Here is an 18,122-nt window from a genome sequence, read left to right as displayed (position 1 = left end):
GGTGGTGCTTCAGCTACTCAACCGTGCTTGTGAGAAACCTGTGGAGCTCGGCGGCGAGGTTTCGCATCTCCTCGCCGGCCGCGTGCACGGTGGTGGTCTCGAAGTGCCACTCCTCGGACGGAGGCCGGTCGTGGATGCCCCACGTCAGGTGGACGTAACCGCCCGGGCGGTGTTCCGCCGAGATAGTCAGGTCGCGTTCCAGAGAGCGCCAGGCGCGGGTTCCTTCCCAGCCGCGGAAATCCTCGGCCAGCGAGGAGAGGAAGGTGTCGAGGCCGTCACCGTTCCACGTCCGCACCAGGGTCTCGATGCTCACCCATTGTCCGCGAGCATTCACGAGGAAGTCGAGTGTGGGGTCGTCCCCGAACGGTCTTGTCGGCTCGGAGAAGAGCAGGTGGACTGGTCGCGGTCCGGAGTCTCCCACGCGTACCGCGGGGCCATCTTCGATCATTCGAGCAGGTTAGAAGTCGTGGGACTCGATAACCAACTGCTATCCCCACACTGCGCCGGGGACGGGCCGCAGGCGCCACTTGAGGCATGATCGTCCGCTATAGCTGTGGATCTTGCGGGGGACCTGGTCCCTGATGGGCCGTGGAAGGTAGCCGCGCTGCCTGATACCGCCGCTCAGGCCCAGACAGCAGGGTGGCGGGACGGTGCCGGTGGCGGATCGGAAGGTGTTCACGGCGGTGGTGTACGTGCTAACCAACGGTTGCGCCTGGCGATACCTGCCGATGACGTTCGGCACCTCGCCTACCACCGCGCATCGCCGGTTCGCGGCGTGGATCAAGGCCAGCCCCTGGCGTCGGCTCCACCGGGCGGCCCTGGACGAACTCGGTGCCAAGAGTGAGCTGGACTGTACCTCAGCGATCATCGACGCCGCGTCCGTCCGTGCGAAGAGGGGCTCGCTGACCAGACCCGGTCGATCGCGGCAAGTAGGGCAGCAAGCTGCATGGCTATCCCGAAGCACAGGGCATCCCACTGGCCGTCGCGATCTCCGGCGCGAACGTGCACGACAGCCAGGCGTTCAAGCCGCTGCTCCTGGGCCTCTCCGCTATACGCGCCGGCGCGGGCCACGACAACGACCGGTCTGGGTCCGCGCGGACAAGGCGTACTTCTCCGCCCAACACCTGACCTGGGTCCACTCACGAGGACTCATCCCGCGCATCGCGCGCCCGGGCATCGAGTCCGGCGAGTTCACGGTGACCGCGTAGTTCATACTTCCAGCCTGCTCCACACCGCCGATGTGGCAGCCCCCGAAATGAGCAGGCGGGTCCACTTGGCGGGAAAGTAAAGGGATCGCCACTGGTCAGGCAAGGGGGCAGGACCGTGGTGGTCGGATTGTGGTCGTAAGGAATTTTCATTCTCCTTAGCCGCGATTCACAATGAAAATGCCGCAACAATTCCACGTCGCCGTAGAAGGTGATCGTCATGCGCGCCCACGAGACCGTGGGGCGCGTCTACCGCCGCTGCGGCTGCCGCGACGAGCAGCGCCGCCAGCTCGGCGCCCACTGCCCCCAGCTGATGTCCGATCCTGCCCACGGGACGTGGACCTTCGCCGTCGACCTTCCCGCCGCCGAGCCCGGTGGGCACAACCGCACCGTGCGCCGCGGCGGCTTCCCCACCGAGGACGAGGCCCGCACCGCCCTGCACCGCTACCGCGCCGGCCGTCGGATCGGCGTCAGCGCCGACCCGAACCAGACCGTCGCCGACTACCTGACCCAGTGGCTCGCAGCCAAGCGGCTGCGGCTCAAGCCCACCACATGGGTCCGCTACCGCGACTACGTCCACCACGACCTGATCCCGGCCCTCGGTCCGATCCGCCTGGACGAGCTCGCCTACGAACACATCCACCACTACGTACTGGCCCAGCTCGCCGCCGGCCGCGGACGCCCCACCGTGTGGCACATCCTCGCCACCCTCTCCAGCGCGATCGGCGACGCCGTCCGCCAGCACCGACTCCCCACCAACGTCGTCCGGCCCACCGTGATCCCCCGCCCCGCCTCCGGAGAGCGCACCATCTGGACCCCAGCCCAGGCCATCCGCTTCCTGCGCCACTGCCATGCGAACGATCCGGACTTCGCCGACCTGATCGAGTTCCTCATCGGCACCGGCCTCCGCAAAGGCGAAGCCCTCGGCCTGCACTGGGACGACGTCCACCTCCACGCACGCACCCTCTACGTCCGCTGGACCCTCTCGGCGATCGACAACAATAAGCTCGTCCTGACCGTCCCGAAGACCCGTAAGAGCAGCGACTGGGTCGCCCTGTCACCCCGCATCCACGCCATCCTCACCCGCCGCAAAACCCCGCCCAACTCGCCCAGCGACCCGGGCGGCGGATTCGTCTTCCACCGCGAAGACGGACGTCCCCTGCACCCGGAGTACGTCCTCAACCACTTCCACTACCTCGCCCGCCAGGCAGACGTTCCGCGCACCAGCGTCCACGACCTGCGCCACCTCGCCGCAACACTGGCGCTGACCCACGGCGTCGAGCTGACCATCGTGTCCAAGACCCTGCGCCACTCCACGATCTCCACCACGGCAAACATCTACGGCCACCTCACCAAACCCGCGGCCCGCCGAGCCGTCGACGCCATCGCCAAACAGCTCGACCGCGAGGAAAAGCGCTACGACCACAAAACGACCACCAGCCCGCCCACCCCACGAAGCCAGCCCCACAGCGACCAGTACACACAAGCGGCATGAAACAGCATCAGCGCCGAAAGCGTGCCCGTACCCGATCTACGACCACCCAACGACCACCAACGGAAAAGGCCGCCCCGCCTTCCGGCGGAAACGGCCTCCGACCTGCAATAACGCCGTCGGGACGACAGGATTTGAACCTGCGACCCCTTGACCCCCAGACGCCGAATTACCCGGAATTACGGCGCTTTCCACAGGCGAAATACGTGCGGTAACGCCTGAGTTGTGCGGGGTCGCGCAACACCGTGTGGTCCCCAAATGGTCCCCACGACTACGCCTCCATAAGCCAGCTTCGCTTCCACTTCCATCATGCACCGCTTGGCGACATCCGACAAGAACCTACCTAAGGAGAGAGATACCGCCAGAGGGACGCCGGTACGGAGATCCCCATTGCTATTCGAGCTCACCACCGGCCTGCCGCGTTACAGCAACGGCTCTCACTGAGCCCAGAAATAAGGCACTACCCGAAGGCCGGGCGTAAACGGCCCGGTGTAAGCCTCTGCAAAGAGTCTGTCCCTAGAGCATCAGCCCACCATGTGTGACCTCAGAACGGCGCCCGAGCTGAACATCCGCGTGGGCAAGAAGTGACTCGAGCCTCTTGACCGCAGGTGCCGCAGGCTGGGCAAATGGCCTGACTGGTGCGGCCTGCGACCCAACACGGGACCGCGAGGAAGGTGCCGCCCACACGGCGGTCAAGGTCGGGTTCGGGGGCGCCGGCAGCGGCGAGGCCGTCCGGATCGAGCAACGGAAAGGTATGGTCACAGGCTAGGCAACGGCGAAGCTCCCACCGGGTGCGGCATGAGGAGCAGGCTGCCGCGAACAGGCCCCCCTCGCGGAGCTCGAACACGGTCTGGCGCTGCGCTCCGGGCTTGGCACACATCGGGCACACTTCGAGAAGCTCGGTCGTGGTGGCCGCGTCTTCCAACGCCGCACGCACGGTGCCCAACCGCTGGGCTTCGTACCTGGCTACCTGGCCGCCGCCGCGCCGCCCCCGGGTCTCCCCCAGCAAGGTGGGAAGCCGGTCTAGCTCCTCCGGGTGCGGGGCGCGCACGACCGCGACGCCGTCAGGCCGGGGTTCGAGCCATCCGCAGTCCGCGAGAGAGGACCGCTCGCCCGCCGGCATGGATACGGTGTGCGGGTAGTGGCGCGCGTCGGCGCCCAGAGTCGCCCACTGGATTGCCCGTACCAGACGGCTGACACTGAAAATGTCCAAAGGGGATACTGGAGCGATGTCGGCAGGCTGCCCGGGCGCATCACGGTTGCGGTGCCCGATCCCATACGCGGCCTGGACAACGTCGGGTTCCGCGTTCTGCCGCGACTGGAGTGGACCTGGATAGACGATGAGGTCGTGGTCGTACTCGGCAGGCGGTCGTTTACGGCGAACGTCTGCGATCACCGCAGCAACCGAGGCCGCGTCGGGAGCTGTGCACAGGTCGGTCGTGATCGGCACCACGCGCAGCGCTTGCCGCTCACGCCAGTGGAGGGTGAATTCGCCTGTCCGGAACCAGGTGACCGTCAACGGCGCCCCCCGCATGCGGAAGCGGGAGGTGCGTCCAGGGGCAGGAGCCGGCTGGTCGGCCTCGGGGACTGCCTGGAGCAGCTTGCAGGCGAGGAAGAGCAGAAGTCCCGTGAAACGTTCGAAGGCGACCCGGACTTCCTGTTGACGGCGAGCCATTTCGGCCGCTCCGGGGCGCACGTCCTCGATCGCGGTGCAGGCTTGCCAGAGCAGAGCCACCCTCCGGTAGTGCGGGTCGCTGCTCAGCAGATTCGTCGGATGCAGCTCGCGGGCTGGTACGGAGCGGTGGTCGACCATGCGTGTCAGCGGCGAGCTCAGCATGATTTCCACTGCCGCGAGGGACGATTCGAGTCTCTGCAGGCGCACTTCCGCGGCCGCCCGGTACCTGCTGGAATCCTCGATGTTCCTCAGCAGTCCGGTCAGGTCCCGTCGAGCCCGCCAGGAACTCTCCTCGGAGGACATCAGCAGGCCGTGTACATCGCCCACCATCCTGCTCAGGTCCCTCAGCTTGGCGATCCGCTGCTGCAGATGCGATCGCATCACATTGAGGACGGCGACAGCCACCCGGTTCTCATAGATGTCGGCGTCCTCCTCGCTCCGCCGGGCCAGCAGACGGCGTGGCCGGACACCGGCGAGCGTCTGCGAGACCCAGTCCTCCGGGTGGGCAGCCAGACGTGCCGTCGCGCCGGCGGCGATGGAACGCACCCGGGACGTCGGCAAGATCTCCTCCACCGTACCCAGGCGGGTGTACGGGCGGTGGCACACAGTACGCAGCGCGCCGGACTCACGCGCGAAGACCTCTTCCACAGGCAGTGCTTCCGTCTCGTCGGAGACGTCGAGAATGATCGGCGGCATGGCCAGCCAGTCATCGAGCGCAGCGGCCTCCTCGGCGAGACGGCCCGACAATGCCAGCAGGTGACGGACGATGAGAGAGTCGGGATCCGGCTCGGTCGCTTCCCGGTTCATCGCCGACCACGCGAGCGGATCTCGTCGTCCAGCAGTCGTTGCGTTGCTACGGGTTCGTGAGCGTCGTCGAACCGCAACAGGCTTTCGACGAGCTCGGTGCGCAACTTGTCGAGGGTGTCGGCATGGATGTCGTACCGCCCTCGGATGGAGCGCAGGATGCGCGTGGCCAGGAGGTGGTCCAGCGCCTCCCCCGGACTGCCCTCGGCCGCGATGACGACGGGCGCGAACTCCTTGATCTGCAACTCCAGCCGGTTGCCCCAGCCGATGCGCATTTCCTCCGCGAAACGACTACGCCAGCGGGTGTCGAGGAAGTCGATGATGTCGGCGGCTTGCGTGCGGTAGGTGGCCTGCGCTTCGGTGAAGGCCCGGCGGAGCCCTCGATACGCGAGGGCTTCCGGCGGTGAAGTCGCCGTCTCCGGGAGATCCGGGTGCTGCCACGGCAGTTCCAGGACGAAAGCCCGGTCATAGGTCTTGTCGGCGAAGCCGACGGTCGTCTCGTCGTGGTTGGCGGTTCCGATGAACCAGACGTTGTCCGGAACGGCGATATGCGTTCCATCGATGAGCAGGTCGGGAGCATTCCTGACCGGCGCCGTGGTCAGAGCCAGCCTGGGCCGGTCCTTGATGGCTAGCGCCGACAACACACCGCTGAAGTACTGCTCGGGATGGGAAAGGTTCATCTCGTCGAGGACGATGAAGAAGGGCCTGTCCCTGTACGCGGGGCATTGTGCGCGGTAGAGGGCCTTGGTGAACTCGGATTCGTAGAAGATCCGATCAAAGCTGTTGTAGTAGCCCATGAGGTCCTGCGGGTCGCGCCAGCCGGCTTGGACAGGGACCACGGCCACATTGGTGTCACTGCCGAAGGCAGTGGCGAGCGCACGGGCCAGCCCGGTCTTGCCGATACCGCTGATGCCCTGGAAGAGATGGAGGTGGCTCATCGCCATGCCTGCCAGAACCAAGCGCAGTTCCGACAGACCATAGGAGAGGCCGGCCTTCTGCCGGATGACCGCCTGCATCTGGCGCACGAGTGCGGGCAGGTCCGGCGTGCGCTCGTCGGCCGGCCGCGGGGTTCCGAATTCCCGGTCCATGAGTGAGCATGTCGGGAAGGGATGGCCCTCTTTACCGGCCTGGGCCGTGGCCTTGAGCTTGGCTGCTTCCTCATTGAGGAGTTGCTGGAGTTGGCTGTTTGCAGCGCTCAGCCAGTTGTTGACTTCCAGATAGTTCTGGCGTTCGTTGACCGCGATGCGATCACGCTGCAGCGCGGACTCCAGTTCTCCCCGTTCCCTCACCAGTTCTTCGTTGTCGGCGGCGAGCTGCCTCACCTGCTGCCCCAGTTGCTCGAGCGTGCGCGCATCGGCGTGTGGTGCGGTGGCGTTCTCCTCCAGCAGGCGTGCGTTCTCCGCGCGGAGTTCGTCCATGCGCTCAACGATCTGCTCGAGGGTCATGCCGCCGAGAGCTGCCAGTGCGCTCTCGTACTCGGCGAGCCGAGCACTCAGGCGATCGTTTCCCTCGGTGAGGATGGCCAGCCTGCGCCGATCCTCGTCCATCTGCTGGAGCAGTTGGTCGGTGCGGGTTGTCACCTCGCGCTCGAACCGTTCCGCGCGGCCGGCTTGCTGCTCCCTGAGCGCGATTTTGAGCTGCGTGACATCCTCACGTTCGTCTTCCAGCCGTAGCTGGGCGGATCGCAGGTCCCTCTCCTGTCGGGCGAGTTCGCTCTCACGTTGGTCCAAAACTGCCTGGGCGTCGGCAAGGCGACGTTGCGCCTCGCTCCACCGGTTCTGCCAGGCCTGGCGTTCGGTGTCGAGGGCGTCCGCTGCCGTCCGGCGCTGGTCCGCCACCCAGGTTTCCAGCTCTCGGCCCGCCTCCAGGCGGCGTTCGGCGAACTGTGCTTCGGCCGCCTGCTCGCGGTCGGACAGTTCACGCTCCCTGCGGTCGAGGTGTTGCGTGCGGACGTCGAATGTCGCCCGCTGTTCCTGGAGGGCTGCGGTCTCCTCGGTCTGGGAGGTGACTGCCGAATCGAGCTCCTCTCGGTCGGCACGGAGCCGCTCCCCCTGCACCACCAGGGCATCTGCTGCTTCTACCTGACGCTTGGCGAGCTTGCGGTAGAGATGCCAGGCCTGCTCGAGTTCGGAGACATCGCTGCCGGGTTCGTCGCCCGCGGCGGAGACCACCTGGGCCTCGGCCGCCACCTGCTGAATCTCCGTCAGCAGCGCCGCCCTCTCCTTCGGATCAGTGGTGGATGCCGCTGGAGCCGGCTGACGAGCAGAGATGGCCGCGGTGCGCTGGGAGGCTGGCGGCTGCCCCGGCCACACCGCTCCCTTCGCCTTGCCATTCCTTCGCGGCTGCCTCTTCCCCATGGCGTCAGTTCACCTTCTTGCTTGTTGTGGAACGGCCACCGCTCAGACCGAGCAAATGGCGGGCTGCTTCGTAGGCGAGAGTCCGGATGTGCTCCAGCTCGTCGGGCGCGGGCGCACCGGTTGATCCGTGCGTCGCGTTGTTACGCAGAATGCGTGACCGGTCCAGATCCTCCAGGAGTGTGGGGCACAGCCGGATGAACGCGGTGAAGGGATGTTGCGCGTTCTCTCCGGCCGCCCATACGGCCTTGATGATGTCCCCGGCCAATCCGTTGGCCGGTTTGGCGCAGTATTTGCGCATACTCGGCGGCACCGCGGTGGCGCCCAAGCGCTCGGCAGTCAACACGAACGCACGCTCGCGCACCCCTGGCACTGTGGACATCGGCAGTTGGGCAGGGAACCTTGCGTTGAGTCCGGGAAGTATGCACTCGAAGACACGGATCGCGTTGCGCGCCGCGTTCTCGCGCTCCCGCGCAGTGTCCTTGACGAGCGCCAGCTCTATGTCCGCGAGGTGGGCGAACACCTCCGGATGTTCTCGGATCTCCTCGCCGAGAATGCGCACGACCTCGGCACGGGCGTCCTCAGCGAGTTCTCGGTCGACCTTGCGGGCGGCTATGGTCCGATCTCGGCGAGTCTTTCCGATGACGTTGTCAACCAGTCGGCTCAACTGCTCATCGCCCTCGGTGCGGGCGGCCACCGCATCGGCGAAGACGCGTCCGTCGCCCACCGCGAACGGATCGTCCACGGTCCACATACGTCCGGACCCGTCGTCGCCCTCGACGACGTAACACACCAGGTAGGCCGGGTTCGCCGTGCCGTGGAACCCGATCCGCCGAGCCGCCGCCATGGTGTCGTCACGGGAAGCTCCGCGGAGACCCCGGGCCGCGAGGTCGTGGCTTCTGCACGCTTCGAGCACATCACGTTCCGACGGGCGCATCGAAGAACCGTCGGCCCGGAGCGTCAGCGCGCTGACCTCCCGGGAGGCACCAGCGGTGCCGAACTGGATGGTGACCCAACGGCCGCGGTGCTCCCGAAGATCTGCGCGTACCGGATCAGCCACCAGAATGCGGGGCAACAGGGCCCCACTGGCCGGGTCCTGGAAGACACGCACGAGCCGGGAGTCGGTCTCCGCCACTTCTCCCTCGGCCACGGTCCGGCGCCCCGCCTCGGTCAGCTTCAGACCGGGTTCCATCAGCCGGCCTTCTATGAGCCGGGCGATCACCGTGCGGCACAGGGCCGTGTCCAGACCGATCAGCCGTGACAGGTCGCCAATATCCCGGACTCCGGCAGCGCACAGGCGCAGCACCACGGTCTGGAAGACGTCCAGTGTGCGGGAGTAGCCAGTCGGAGCCGTCACCTGGTGGACCCACACGGGCATCAGGACGGGCCGGTATCGTTGCCGCGTCGGGATGGCCAGTTGAAAGACTGGGGTCTCACGGTCGAATGACACGGCCGTCCACCCCCTTCCGGCACAGTTCCAGAAACGCCGCGAGGGGCTTGACCGCCTCGGGGCTCCCGGACCCGAACATGTCGTCGTCGCCGACCACGGCCAGCAGTCGCTGCTGGCGGCTCATCGCCACGCACAGTCGATTGGTGACGATCAGGTGCCCGTAGGCACGCCTGGCATCGGTGCGCGCGGCCGGTGCGCAGCTGCGCACCGTGGACAGATAGGTGACGGAGAACTCCATCCCCTGGAAGGCGTCGACAGTGCCGACCCGCAATCGGTCGAGCGGTGCTCCGTCCTCGTCACGGCAGAGACGGGGCGCGGGGCGCCATCCGCCCGCATCGGTGAACTCGGCGAGCCCGGCCTTCTTCAGTTCCTTCCAGACCTCGGCGACCTGTGCCGCGTAGAACGAGATGACCCCGAAGGTCATCCGTGGGTGCCGCTCGATCAGAGCGGCTATCTCCGCTGCGATGACGACGGCCTCGGCATGACGGGCGCGGCTTGTTCCCCGTGGTGTTTCGCCGCCGGCGGAGAGCGGCACTGGAAGCCACACCGCAGGGACCTCCCCGTACCGGTCGATCCCATGCACGAACTCGGCCCCGTCACGGCCGTTCCGCAGCTTTCGGTCGTAGAAGTTGTCGCTGACGAAGCTGCCGAGGACCGGGTGCATGCGGAACTGAGTGTCCAGGCGGACGAACCGGGGATGTCCGTCGGACGAGCCGTGCTCCCACTGCCGGGCCAGGCGCTGGAACAGACTTTCCTGCAAGCGGTCGCGGACGTCGTCGCCGAGCGAGGCCAGTTCGCGCTCAACATCGGGTTCCAGCATGTGCGGAAGCTGTTCGTGGTCCCCGACCAGCACGATCCGGCGGCGGGCCTGGGCGAGGGGGATGAGTAGATCCAGTGGGTTGGCCCGCGCCGCCTCGTCGACGACGACAGATTCGAACGCTCCATCCTGACGGCCGGCCTCGGCCATGGCTTTGGATACGGCCTGCTGGCAGGTCGAGGCGAGCGAGACCGTGTAGGCGCGGAGGGTGTCGTCAACGCCTTCCGGATCGCTGCGCAGATCGTCCCGGAAATCGAGCAGTGCCGCCGCTATGGCGTCAGGTGATCGGGTCACCGCCTCCGCGAGTTGTCCGGCGATCCGGTCGAGGAGGTCCACTATCGCGGGATCGGCGACGGTGACCTCGGGCAGCCGGATGCGCGCGGTGAGACGGTCGAGCAGGGCATCGCGCAACGCGGCAAGCGAGTCGAGCAGTTCGGACGACAGCGAGGTGGCGCCGACTGCCGTACGCAGCGGTTCCTGGTACGCGATGCCGTCCAGCAGCGGACTGTCCGCGAGTTCGAGCCGCGTCAGCAGTGCTCTGGCCGTGCGGGGCCCGTCGTCCTGGAACCCGGTCACCGTGCAGCGCAGCGACCGGATGTACGGCAGGAGGTCCGCGCGGGTCTCGGGGTCGGCCACGGCGGCGGCCTGGACGCGCTGCTTCTGGGCTCGATCTCTGTGGCGGCGGAGTTCCCCGAGGAGCGACGGTTCGGCGATGTCGTCGAGCTGGGTGAGCACCTGGTCGAGGAACTGAGGCAGAAATTCGGGAGGGACCGGTGCGGCCCTGTAGGTGGCGGCCAGTTCGGCGGCGGCGCGCCGAGCGGCCAGATGACGTCCCGCCGGACGCTCACGCAGCCGTAGGTCGGCGGCGCGGGCTGCCTCGATGCGCCAGGTGTCCAGCGCGACCTTACTGCCCCGGCCGCGAGAATCCACCTTCAGCGGAGGCAGTCCGAAGACCCAGCCACGCGTGACCAGGTGGTCCACCGCCGCGTGCTGGAAACTCGTCAGCAGGGTGCTTCCGGCGACGTCTCCGCCCTGGGCGAGGTCGCCCAGTTGGTTGACCAGCGCAGCGATCACCTGCGTCTTGCCCGTGCCGGGTGGTCCTTGAATGATCGCCACATCGGGAGTGTTCAGGGCGGTCAGTACCGCTTCCCGCTGCGCCGGTGTGGGCCCGTGAGGAGCGAAGCACGCGAGTGCGGAAGGGGAGAGTTTCGTGATCCGCCGTCGTGGCGGCTGCCGCCAGGAGTGGCCCTCCAGCAGAGTCGGCAGCGCGGGAATGTGCGTCCCGTCCGTGCGCAGCTTATGCATGGCCTTCTCGCGCCGGTCGAGCCGCCGCTGATCACCGCGGTGTGCCAGGTAGAGCCATCCTTGGGGCGGTGGGTCCTTCTGGTCGTTGAGGGTTGCGGCGAGGCGCAGGGTCTCGGTGACGCTGTCGTATCCGAGCGGTTCGCCGACCCAGGCCCGCACCTTCTGTGCGCGGGACGCATCCAGCCACTCCCGATCGGTCATCGCGGTGTCCGTCACGGAGGCCGGCACCTCCACCGCCGCCTCGATCTCGACGCGCTCGGCCGCTGTCGTGTTCTCCACGGCGGCTCGGGTGCGGGGCAGTGCCCGGGTGAGGTCCACGGTGAAGGCGCAGCGGCCATCGGACTCGACCTTGACGTCGGTGTAGCGGATGGTTCCGAAGTCGCGGAGGCGGCCGCGTATGTGGCGGGCTTCCAGTTCCTGGTACCTGTCCCACATGGCCAAGTAGCCGTTCTGGCTGGCCACCAGGTCGAGTCCCTGCTGGATTCGCTCCCTGTCGCGCTGCCGGGCAGTCATATCGCGGAACTCGATGGCACCGACGGCCAGCGACTTCTGACCGGCTCCGCGCTGATCGTGGACCGAGCTCAGCAGGCGGACGACGCGGTAGCCGGCACTGTGTTTCTCGACATCGCCCATGAGCCCCGGCCCGTGCACGCGGAATCCGGCCTCGAAACTCCCGGCCGGCCCGGCCGAAACCACCATGCGCCTGGCGTCGGCGGGAGCCCCGGGGCGCGGCCCCAGGAAGAGCTCGCGTCTCATGAACTCCATGATGGAGCCGACGTTGGCCGTGTCCGCCCGATCCGCGTACTTCGCGGCATCCTCCAGGACGGCGTCGTTGACATCGAGCAGCAGTCCGGAGCTGAGCGGCACTGCGAGCCCTACGGCGGGCGCGTAGATGTGCACCCGCACGGTGAACGGTTCGTCGGCACCCGGCGCGGACGCATGGGACTTCCCGGCACGGGGCCGGTGTGGCGTGGTGGCTGCGGGCGGTCTCGGCCGGACCGGATGAGCGGTCACCGTCACACAGCTGGTCCCGGCTGCCTCGACTTCGTCGAACTTCCGCTGGTCCTCCGGACTCGCCGGTCTGATTCCGAATGTGGCGGAGTCGGTGACCAGGTCGAGTTGCCCCGTGGGCCGCCGATAGAGGCGTACCTCGGTGCCGTCGGAAAGAGTCTGGCCCGTGAATCCTTGCGGCACTCGGTGCCAGAGGAATGACACGAAGACGGGCTCTCCCGGCATACGGGCCGGCATCACCGGTGCCTTGGGACGAACGCTCACCTACTCGCCTCCAGAGCCATCAGACGTACCCAGCGGTGGATGACACCTCGCTTCCCGAAGTGGAGCGTCCACGGGCGGCCGTCGACGGGCACCGTTGCCTGACTTCCCTGGCCAATCTCCCGCCAGGGCCGCCCGTCCTGATGGTCCAGCCAGAGGCTGGTGCGCGAAAGGTTCAGCACGGTGGCGTCCTCGCCGTGGAGCAGCATCTGAGCGACCACCGCGTCGGGCCGGTCAGGGGCAGGGGAGGTATGCCGGGCGGTCAGTGCCGTCTTGCCACCGGGGCGCAGCACGGTGAAGTCGGGCAGAGGTACTTCCGACAGCTCCACACCAGGGACGTCGTCACCGCTCCCCGTCTGGCCTTCCAGCTCGGTACCGACCGGACCGGTCAGTCCGTGGCGCAGCACCCAGACTCGGTCTCTGGGCTTCCGGCATGCGAGACAGGATGGCGCGGAAGCACGATAGGTCCATCCGCACTCCGGGCACTCCACCGTCTGCTCTGCCGCGGAGTGCAGGGCCGCGGCCCACTGAGCAGCGGGCGGCCGGAGCAGAGGATCGTCCACGGCGTCCACGAAGCACCGCGTGGCCAGCTTCCACAGCTGAGCGGACAGAAGTTCCCCTCGAGGCGTGATACCCAGAGTGCACTCGTTAGTGCGGTCGGTGGGATGATCGATCCAGGGGAGGCGGAAGCGGTCCGCGTACTCCTGTTGATAGGCGGGGTCGGAGTCCAGGACCTCATCGCCTCGAAACGGGTGGCTCGCCGTGAGGGTCTCGAAGATGAGTACACCCAGTGCGTGCGCGTCAGCCAGCGTCGTCGCCCCGCTGCGCCCCGACACGATCTCCGGTGCTCCGTATCCCGGGGTGTGCACCGGCGCGGATTCGACTGCCGAGACCAGACCGAGATTGTCCACATCGATGAGCCGGACCTCCCGCTGCTCGGGGGAGGCGGACACCAGAACGTTCGACGGCGACAGGTCCTGGTACACAATGGCGCGAGCATGGAGCCGGGCGATGACGTCTGAGAGTCCGGCCAGCAGTCGCAGTCGGCGTTCCAGCCCTCCGGTTCGCAGGTACCAGGCCGCCAGGTCCTCCTCGTCAGGAACACATAACGTGTCCAACGGGACCATCTCGTCGGCGAGTTCCATGACGTAGCCCAGTTTCGGCGGGGCAAGCAGGGCGAGTACGCCGGCCAGCGGGACATCGTCCAGCGGAAGGCGCTGGATTCGGCGCAGCCGAGCGTGAACGGCCTCTGCCGCTTCCTGTGTGGGAGCAGTGATCATCTTGACGGCGGTGCGTCCGCCTCGGGCCAGCCACACCTCGCCCTGACCACCGGCTCCGATCGAGTGGGACAGTGACCACAGTTGGTGATATTCGTCCTCGACGGGCCGCAGAAGGCCGCCGAGATCCCAGCGCGATGCCACGGATCGGGTTCCTCTCGCAGCGTGCTTCCGTCGGCTCAGGCGCCGAAGTCGGACAGATCCTCGGGGCTCAGCGCCGGTGCCCGGTCCGGGCGGGTGCTCTGGGCGCGCTGAGTGACAGTGACCGTGACCCAGCGGAAGTACTGCTGGATGCGCCCGACATCCTGTGCCTCGAAGACACCGTTGGCCTCGTCGCTGACGAAGCGGCGCAGCACGGCCTTCGCCTGCTCGGCCATGTCGGGGCCGATGGCGATCGCCAGCCGGTTGGCCTTGGCGCCCTTCGGAGAGTCGAGCAAACGGCCGAGGCCCTCTTCCCACTCATCGGTGGGCATCCCGTCGGATACGAGAACGATGGTGGGAGAGAAGGCCCGGGCCGGGACAGCCGACTCGTCGCGCAGGACCACGTCAGCGAGCTCGAGGGCCGCGCCCAGCGGGGTGCCGCCTCGGGCCTCCATGTCGGTCCAGGAAGCCTGGGCCGCGGGCACCAGTTCCTGATGCACGGCCGCGCGATCCTGACTGAAGGCGATGACGCCGACGTGAATGACGCCTCGCCCGATGTCGGCCGTCGCGAAGTCGCCGAGCATGCGGCGGATGCACTCGTTGAGCACATCGATCTTCTCTTGGGGCTCCCCCATGCTTCCGCTCACGTCCGCCAGCACAAGTACCGGTAACGGACGGGCCTTCGCAGCCATGAACCGCGGAGCGGTACTCACGACATTTCCCCCCACAGTGCTCACCACATGAGCCGCTCCAGGCCGAAGCGCCTCGCGGCTCATTCCTGACACCAAGGTAGACAAGATACTACGAATCACGCGGGACGGTATTCCGATGTCGCAAGATCCAGGATGGGTGAGCCACGCCCGCTACTCGACGGATCTGTCTCATGCAGCATGGAAGATGCTTGCGACCGCGGACAGCGGAGTCGGTCTGCTCGCTGTGAGCCGGAAGAGACGCTTCCCCGGGCCAACCCTGCGAAGAACGCTGGACTCGCGGCCTGTAGTGCGGCCTCGCGGGCACGCGTTCCCTCACTTCAAGGAAGCGAGCTCCGACATGCGAAAATGCTGGCTGAACGACAGGGGTTGAATCTGCGGCCCCTTGCCCTCAAACGCTCAACGACAACGGCGCTCCATCGTCGGATGCTTCTCGTACTCCAGCCTCCGGGCACGCATCGTTGAATTACGCACCGCAGCGACATCCCGTCCAGGCGTTACGCGTCGAACAGTTGCAGTTGCCCATCAGTGTCGGCGTCCGCTGCCTCCGATTCCAGGTTCGGCACCGGCTGTTCCACCGGCGATGCGTCCTGCGCGTCGTCCAGAGGCTCCGAAGCACCGGGTTGGCCCGCCGTCTCCGCCGCTGCCATTTCCGCCTCCTCCGACTCGTCGCCCTTCGGTGTCGGCAAGACATACTCCTGCGCCAGGCCGGCCAAGTGGAGGGGGAGGGGCAGGGCAAGGGCTTGGTCGTAGTCCGAGGGCTGGCGCAGAACATGGGTGAGGAGCGCGAAGGATCTCGGGTCGTCGCCGTCGTCCGGGTGGCAACCGAGGACGGCGATCTCCAGCAGACCCGGCATCCAGGCTGCCTGGCCGGTATCGATGGTGGGTTCGCCCTTGCGCTCTCCCTGGGCGATCGGCCGGGGCGCAAGCTTGTCGGCGCTCACCGCCGCGTGCTTGGCCTGCGCGGGCTTGGCCGTCGTGCTGAAGAAGACGCGGACGTCATCAGCGGCGCCCTCCGGCACCCACAGGCCCGGCTGGATGCCGTTCACCTTGCCCTCCGGGGCTTTCCCCCACCACTGCGGTGTCTCGTTCCGGGCCCCAGCCCGGACCCGGACCAGCCGCAGGTCGGGGTCGAGGCGACGAGCAGGGGCGAGGCCGTCTTGGATGCGATCCCGTTCAATCCTGCCGTCCTGGAGCCAGGTCCAGTGCGAGCGGGCGTTGTGCGCCTCGGCGAACAGGACGGTCGGCGCGGTACGAAGGGACGCGCGCAGGCCCTGGAGCCACTCGGCTGCCGCACGGCGCTGCCGTTCGCGTTCTTGGTAGAGCTTCGGGCGCTCCGTCTCACTTCCCGTCTCCGCCTCCGATGTGTCGGCGGCGTCGTCCAGTGGTCCGCGCTGGCCGGGCACAACGGGCTTGACCTCGGCCTTCGTGGTGAGCCTCAGCAGCAGTTCGGGGTATGGGACCCAGCCGCCTGCGCCGTCGCGCGCCTCGGGGTCCCAGCCTTCGACGCGGGCCGCGCCGGTGCCCGCCGGGTCGGGGGTGACCATGACGCCGACCGGGACATGGGCAGCCCAGCGATTCCGGGTCGTGCGGTTCTTGCGGACCATCCACAGTGCAGCGTGCCGCAGTCCGTCGGGTAGTTCTTCGTCTGCGGCATGCCGGGGGACGGTACGCGCGCCGAGCTGCCGCAGGCCGTCGTTCCAGGCTTTGAGTGTGCGGTGCCTCAGGCTGGATGCTGTCTCCGCGCCCTTGCCGTTCTCGTCGCCCGCCACGGGCACCGTGGTGAACTGTGTGACGAAGCTGGCCTTGGCGCAGCCCAGTCGCATGGCGAACTTCGGGTCGTGCAGTTTGCTCGGGTAGGACGCGGCGCGGCCGATCTCCACGAGGGCGAGGGCCGGCGCCTCAGTGGTGCGTTCCGCAGCCAGCCACTGCGCAGCGCAGTCGCGGCGGGCTGCGGTTGCGGCGGTGACCTGGGCGTCCTTGATGCGGGTGCCGACGGGCAGGTCGAGGGGGGCAAGGAGGCTGTCGGCGGTACGGTCACCGATCGCGACGAGCGGGCGCAGACAGTGGACCCGCACGGTCAGCTCCGGGGCGGACCATTCGTGCACGACCGGTGCGCCGGCCGTGGCGTTGTCGTACTGCTGTGCGGTGAAGGACCCGCCGTCGCCCTTGAGGCCCAGATGCTCGGCGAGAGAGGCCAAGGCGGCGTCGCGCAGCCGCGGCGACTGCCACAGCAGTCGTGCCTCCAGCACGGGAGCGCCGCACTGGCGCGTCACGCCGTCGAGGGCGTCCAGCGCGTACGCCGTCGCCAGCCGCCGCTGAGTGCACCGTTCCGCGTCGACCGTCTCCTTGTCTCCCTTGGGGACGTTCGCGGGCGCACCCCGGTCGAGCAACGAGAGGTCCGGGGCGCGGCGCAGCTCGGGCGTAAGGGCACCCTCCGCCCAGGCGGTGAGCTGCGAGAGCTGGTGTGCCATGAAGCCGGTGCCCACGTCGTGCCGACCCATCGCAGTGCGGTGCAGGACACCGGCCCGAGCGTCGTCGCGGAGCCAGGACGCCGGGTCGGTCAGGATCGCGTCGGCGTCCGGGAATGGCTCGCCCAGGGGCAGCCCGGCGAGCATCGCTGCGGGGCCGCCCGCGCGCCACCGGTCGGCGAAGTCGCCCTTCTCGCCCAGGTCCTTGTCCCAGTAGCGCTCCATACGGGCGATGGCGAATCGCTCGCTGCGCGGCGTGCCCGGCAGGAACGGTCGGCGCGGTCGCAGCAGGACGGTGGTGCTCGCGCCCCACGGGAGGTGCAGTCGGCCCGTCTTGGGGCTGGTGCGAGTTGCCCAGCGGCGCACCGACCAGCGGAGGTTGAAGCGCGGCAGTGAATCGAACGGCACGGTCTGCAGCGTGATCGACAGCGTAACCGACCACCAGGAGTCCTGCTTCTCATCAGGCCCGGGGAACCGGATCGGCTCAGAGACGAGCTGGGCACCCTGGTCACGCGGTCCGCGCGGCATGGCCCGGAAGGTGAGCTGCCCACCGTCGTACGGGTACGGGCCCAGGGCGAGGATCCGGCGGGCCAGCCAGTCGGGGCTGAGGCTGTACTGGTGGGGCAGCGGGCGCGCGGTGCCACCTTGGGTCGTGTCGCGCGGCAGGAGCTCGTGGTGGACGGTCTCCCAGCGCGGTGGATGGGCGGCCAGTTCGGCGATGGTCTCCTTCAGCAGGCCGCGATGCTCGGGCTCGGGCCGCAGGTCGCGCAGCCAGTGCTTGAGGACGGTGTCCAGGACCGGACCGGGGAGCGGGTCGGGGAGGTCGGCGGGCGCGCACAGCCAGTGAGCCGGCGCGCCCGGGTCGCGGTCGTGGAAGGGGCGCGGCAACGCGAGGACGTCGGGCGCGAACGCCTGCAGGACCTGTTCCAAGCGCCAGGTCGGTGCCGTGCGCCACGGCTCTTTGCCCGCTGCCACCCGAGGCGCGTTGCACAGGGTCAAAACGGCGTCCCGCCACTGCTCAGGAAAGGGCAGGACACGGTAGGGCGCCGTATGGGAGGCAGAGGCGTCAGCCGGACGCCAAGCTGTGGTGCGGGCGGAGCGGTAGACGGATGGCACGGGACAGCTCCTCACAAGGAGAGTCGGACGGTG

Annotated in this window: 11 protein-coding genes; 2 read left to right on the top strand and 9 right to left on the bottom strand. The window is 68.0% G+C overall.

Annotated features, from left to right (window positions below; all coding sequences use genetic code 11):
- Nucleotides 1-13: 13 nt before the first annotated feature.
- Nucleotides 14-448, bottom strand: coding sequence for a DUF6228 family protein (locus ACFZCY_RS39185; protein ID WP_391184735.1), 435 nt, complete (start codon nt 446-448; stop codon nt 14-16).
- Nucleotides 449-608: 160 nt separating this feature from the next.
- Between ACFZCY_RS39185 and ACFZCY_RS39180 the strand changes: the two genes are divergently transcribed.
- Nucleotides 609-1,208: a transposase gene (locus ACFZCY_RS39180; protein ID WP_391184786.1), complete on the top strand. Its 600-nt coding sequence runs from the start codon at nt 609-611 to the stop codon at nt 1,206-1,208.
- Here ACFZCY_RS39180 and ACFZCY_RS39175 read toward each other — a convergent pair.
- Nucleotides 1,140-1,427, bottom strand: coding sequence for a hypothetical protein (locus ACFZCY_RS39175; protein WP_391184733.1), 288 nt, complete (start codon nt 1,425-1,427; stop codon nt 1,140-1,142). The genes ACFZCY_RS39180 and ACFZCY_RS39175 overlap by 69 nt on opposite strands.
- Between ACFZCY_RS39175 and xerC the strand changes: the two genes are divergently transcribed.
- Complete coding sequence (xerC, locus tag ACFZCY_RS39170; RefSeq protein ID WP_391184730.1) at nt 1,426-2,700, top strand: tyrosine-type recombinase/integrase; 1,275 nt, start codon at nt 1,426-1,428, stop codon at nt 2,698-2,700. The two genes, ACFZCY_RS39175 and xerC, sit on opposite strands and share 2 nt — an antisense overlap.
- Nucleotides 2,701-3,241: 541 nt before the next feature.
- Here the strand turns inward: xerC and ACFZCY_RS39165 are convergent.
- From ACFZCY_RS39165 to ACFZCY_RS39135, 7 genes are all read right to left on the bottom strand, one after another.
- A complete protein-coding gene (locus ACFZCY_RS39165; RefSeq protein ID WP_391184725.1) occupies nt 3,242-5,179 on the bottom strand; it encodes a DUF2357 domain-containing protein in 1,938 nt (645 codons plus the stop codon).
- Nucleotides 5,176-7,533 (bottom strand): hypothetical protein, encoded by a 2,358-nt coding sequence (locus ACFZCY_RS39160; protein ID WP_391184722.1) that lies wholly within the window; start codon nt 7,531-7,533, stop codon nt 5,176-5,178. The genes ACFZCY_RS39165 and ACFZCY_RS39160 overlap by 4 nt, the downstream gene beginning before the upstream one ends.
- A gap of 4 nt (nt 7,534-7,537) precedes the next feature.
- On the bottom strand, nt 7,538-8,980 hold the full coding sequence (locus ACFZCY_RS39155; RefSeq protein WP_391184719.1) for a hypothetical protein: 1,443 nt from the start codon (nt 8,978-8,980) through the stop codon (nt 7,538-7,540).
- Nucleotides 8,964-12,008 carry an AAA domain-containing protein gene (locus tag ACFZCY_RS39150; RefSeq protein ID WP_391184716.1) on the bottom strand — a complete coding sequence of 1,015 codons (3,045 nt, stop codon included), beginning with the start codon at nt 12,006-12,008 and terminating at the stop codon, nt 8,964-8,966. The genes ACFZCY_RS39155 and ACFZCY_RS39150 overlap by 17 nt, the downstream gene beginning before the upstream one ends.
- A gap of 365 nt (nt 12,009-12,373) precedes the next feature.
- Complete coding sequence (locus tag ACFZCY_RS39145) at nt 12,374-13,795, bottom strand: hypothetical protein (protein WP_391184713.1); 1,422 nt, start codon at nt 13,793-13,795, stop codon at nt 12,374-12,376.
- A 35-nt stretch (nt 13,796-13,830) separates the two neighbouring features.
- Complete coding sequence (locus ACFZCY_RS39140; protein WP_391184711.1) at nt 13,831-14,484, bottom strand: VWA domain-containing protein; 654 nt, start codon at nt 14,482-14,484, stop codon at nt 13,831-13,833.
- 515 nt (nt 14,485-14,999) lie between these two features.
- Complete coding sequence (locus ACFZCY_RS39135; protein WP_391184708.1) at nt 15,000-18,089, bottom strand: pPIWI_RE module domain-containing protein; 3,090 nt, start codon at nt 18,087-18,089, stop codon at nt 15,000-15,002.
- Nucleotides 18,090-18,122 lie beyond the last annotated feature (33 nt).

It is taken from the genome of Streptomyces sp. NPDC007983 (assembly GCF_042958345.1).
Lineage (GTDB): Bacteria > Actinomycetota > Actinomycetes > Streptomycetales > Streptomycetaceae > Streptomyces.
The sequence above is the reverse complement of the archived record's forward strand: the minus strand, read 5'-3'. Positions and strand labels throughout refer to the sequence as shown.

Excerpts from the sequence above, each read along its gene's own strand:
- ACFZCY_RS39165 (WP_391184725.1), bottom strand. The coding sequence starts at position 5,179 with ATGAACCGGGAAGCGACCGAGCCGGATCCCGACTCTCTCATCGTCCGT.
- ACFZCY_RS39175 (WP_391184733.1), bottom strand. The coding sequence starts at position 1,427 with ATGACGATCACCTTCTACGGCGACGTGGAATTGTTGCGGCATTTTCAT.
- xerC (WP_391184730.1), top strand. The coding sequence starts at position 1,426 with ATGCGCGCCCACGAGACCGTGGGGCGCGTCTACCGCCGCTGCGGCTGC.
- ACFZCY_RS39185 (WP_391184735.1), bottom strand. The coding sequence starts at position 448 with ATGATCGAAGATGGCCCCGCGGTACGCGTGGGAGACTCCGGACCGCGA.
- ACFZCY_RS39160 (WP_391184722.1), bottom strand. The coding sequence starts at position 7,533 with ATGGGGAAGAGGCAGCCGCGAAGGAATGGCAAGGCGAAGGGAGCGGTG.
- ACFZCY_RS39140 (WP_391184711.1), bottom strand. The coding sequence starts at position 14,484 with ATGGCTGCGAAGGCCCGTCCGTTACCGGTACTTGTGCTGGCGGACGTG.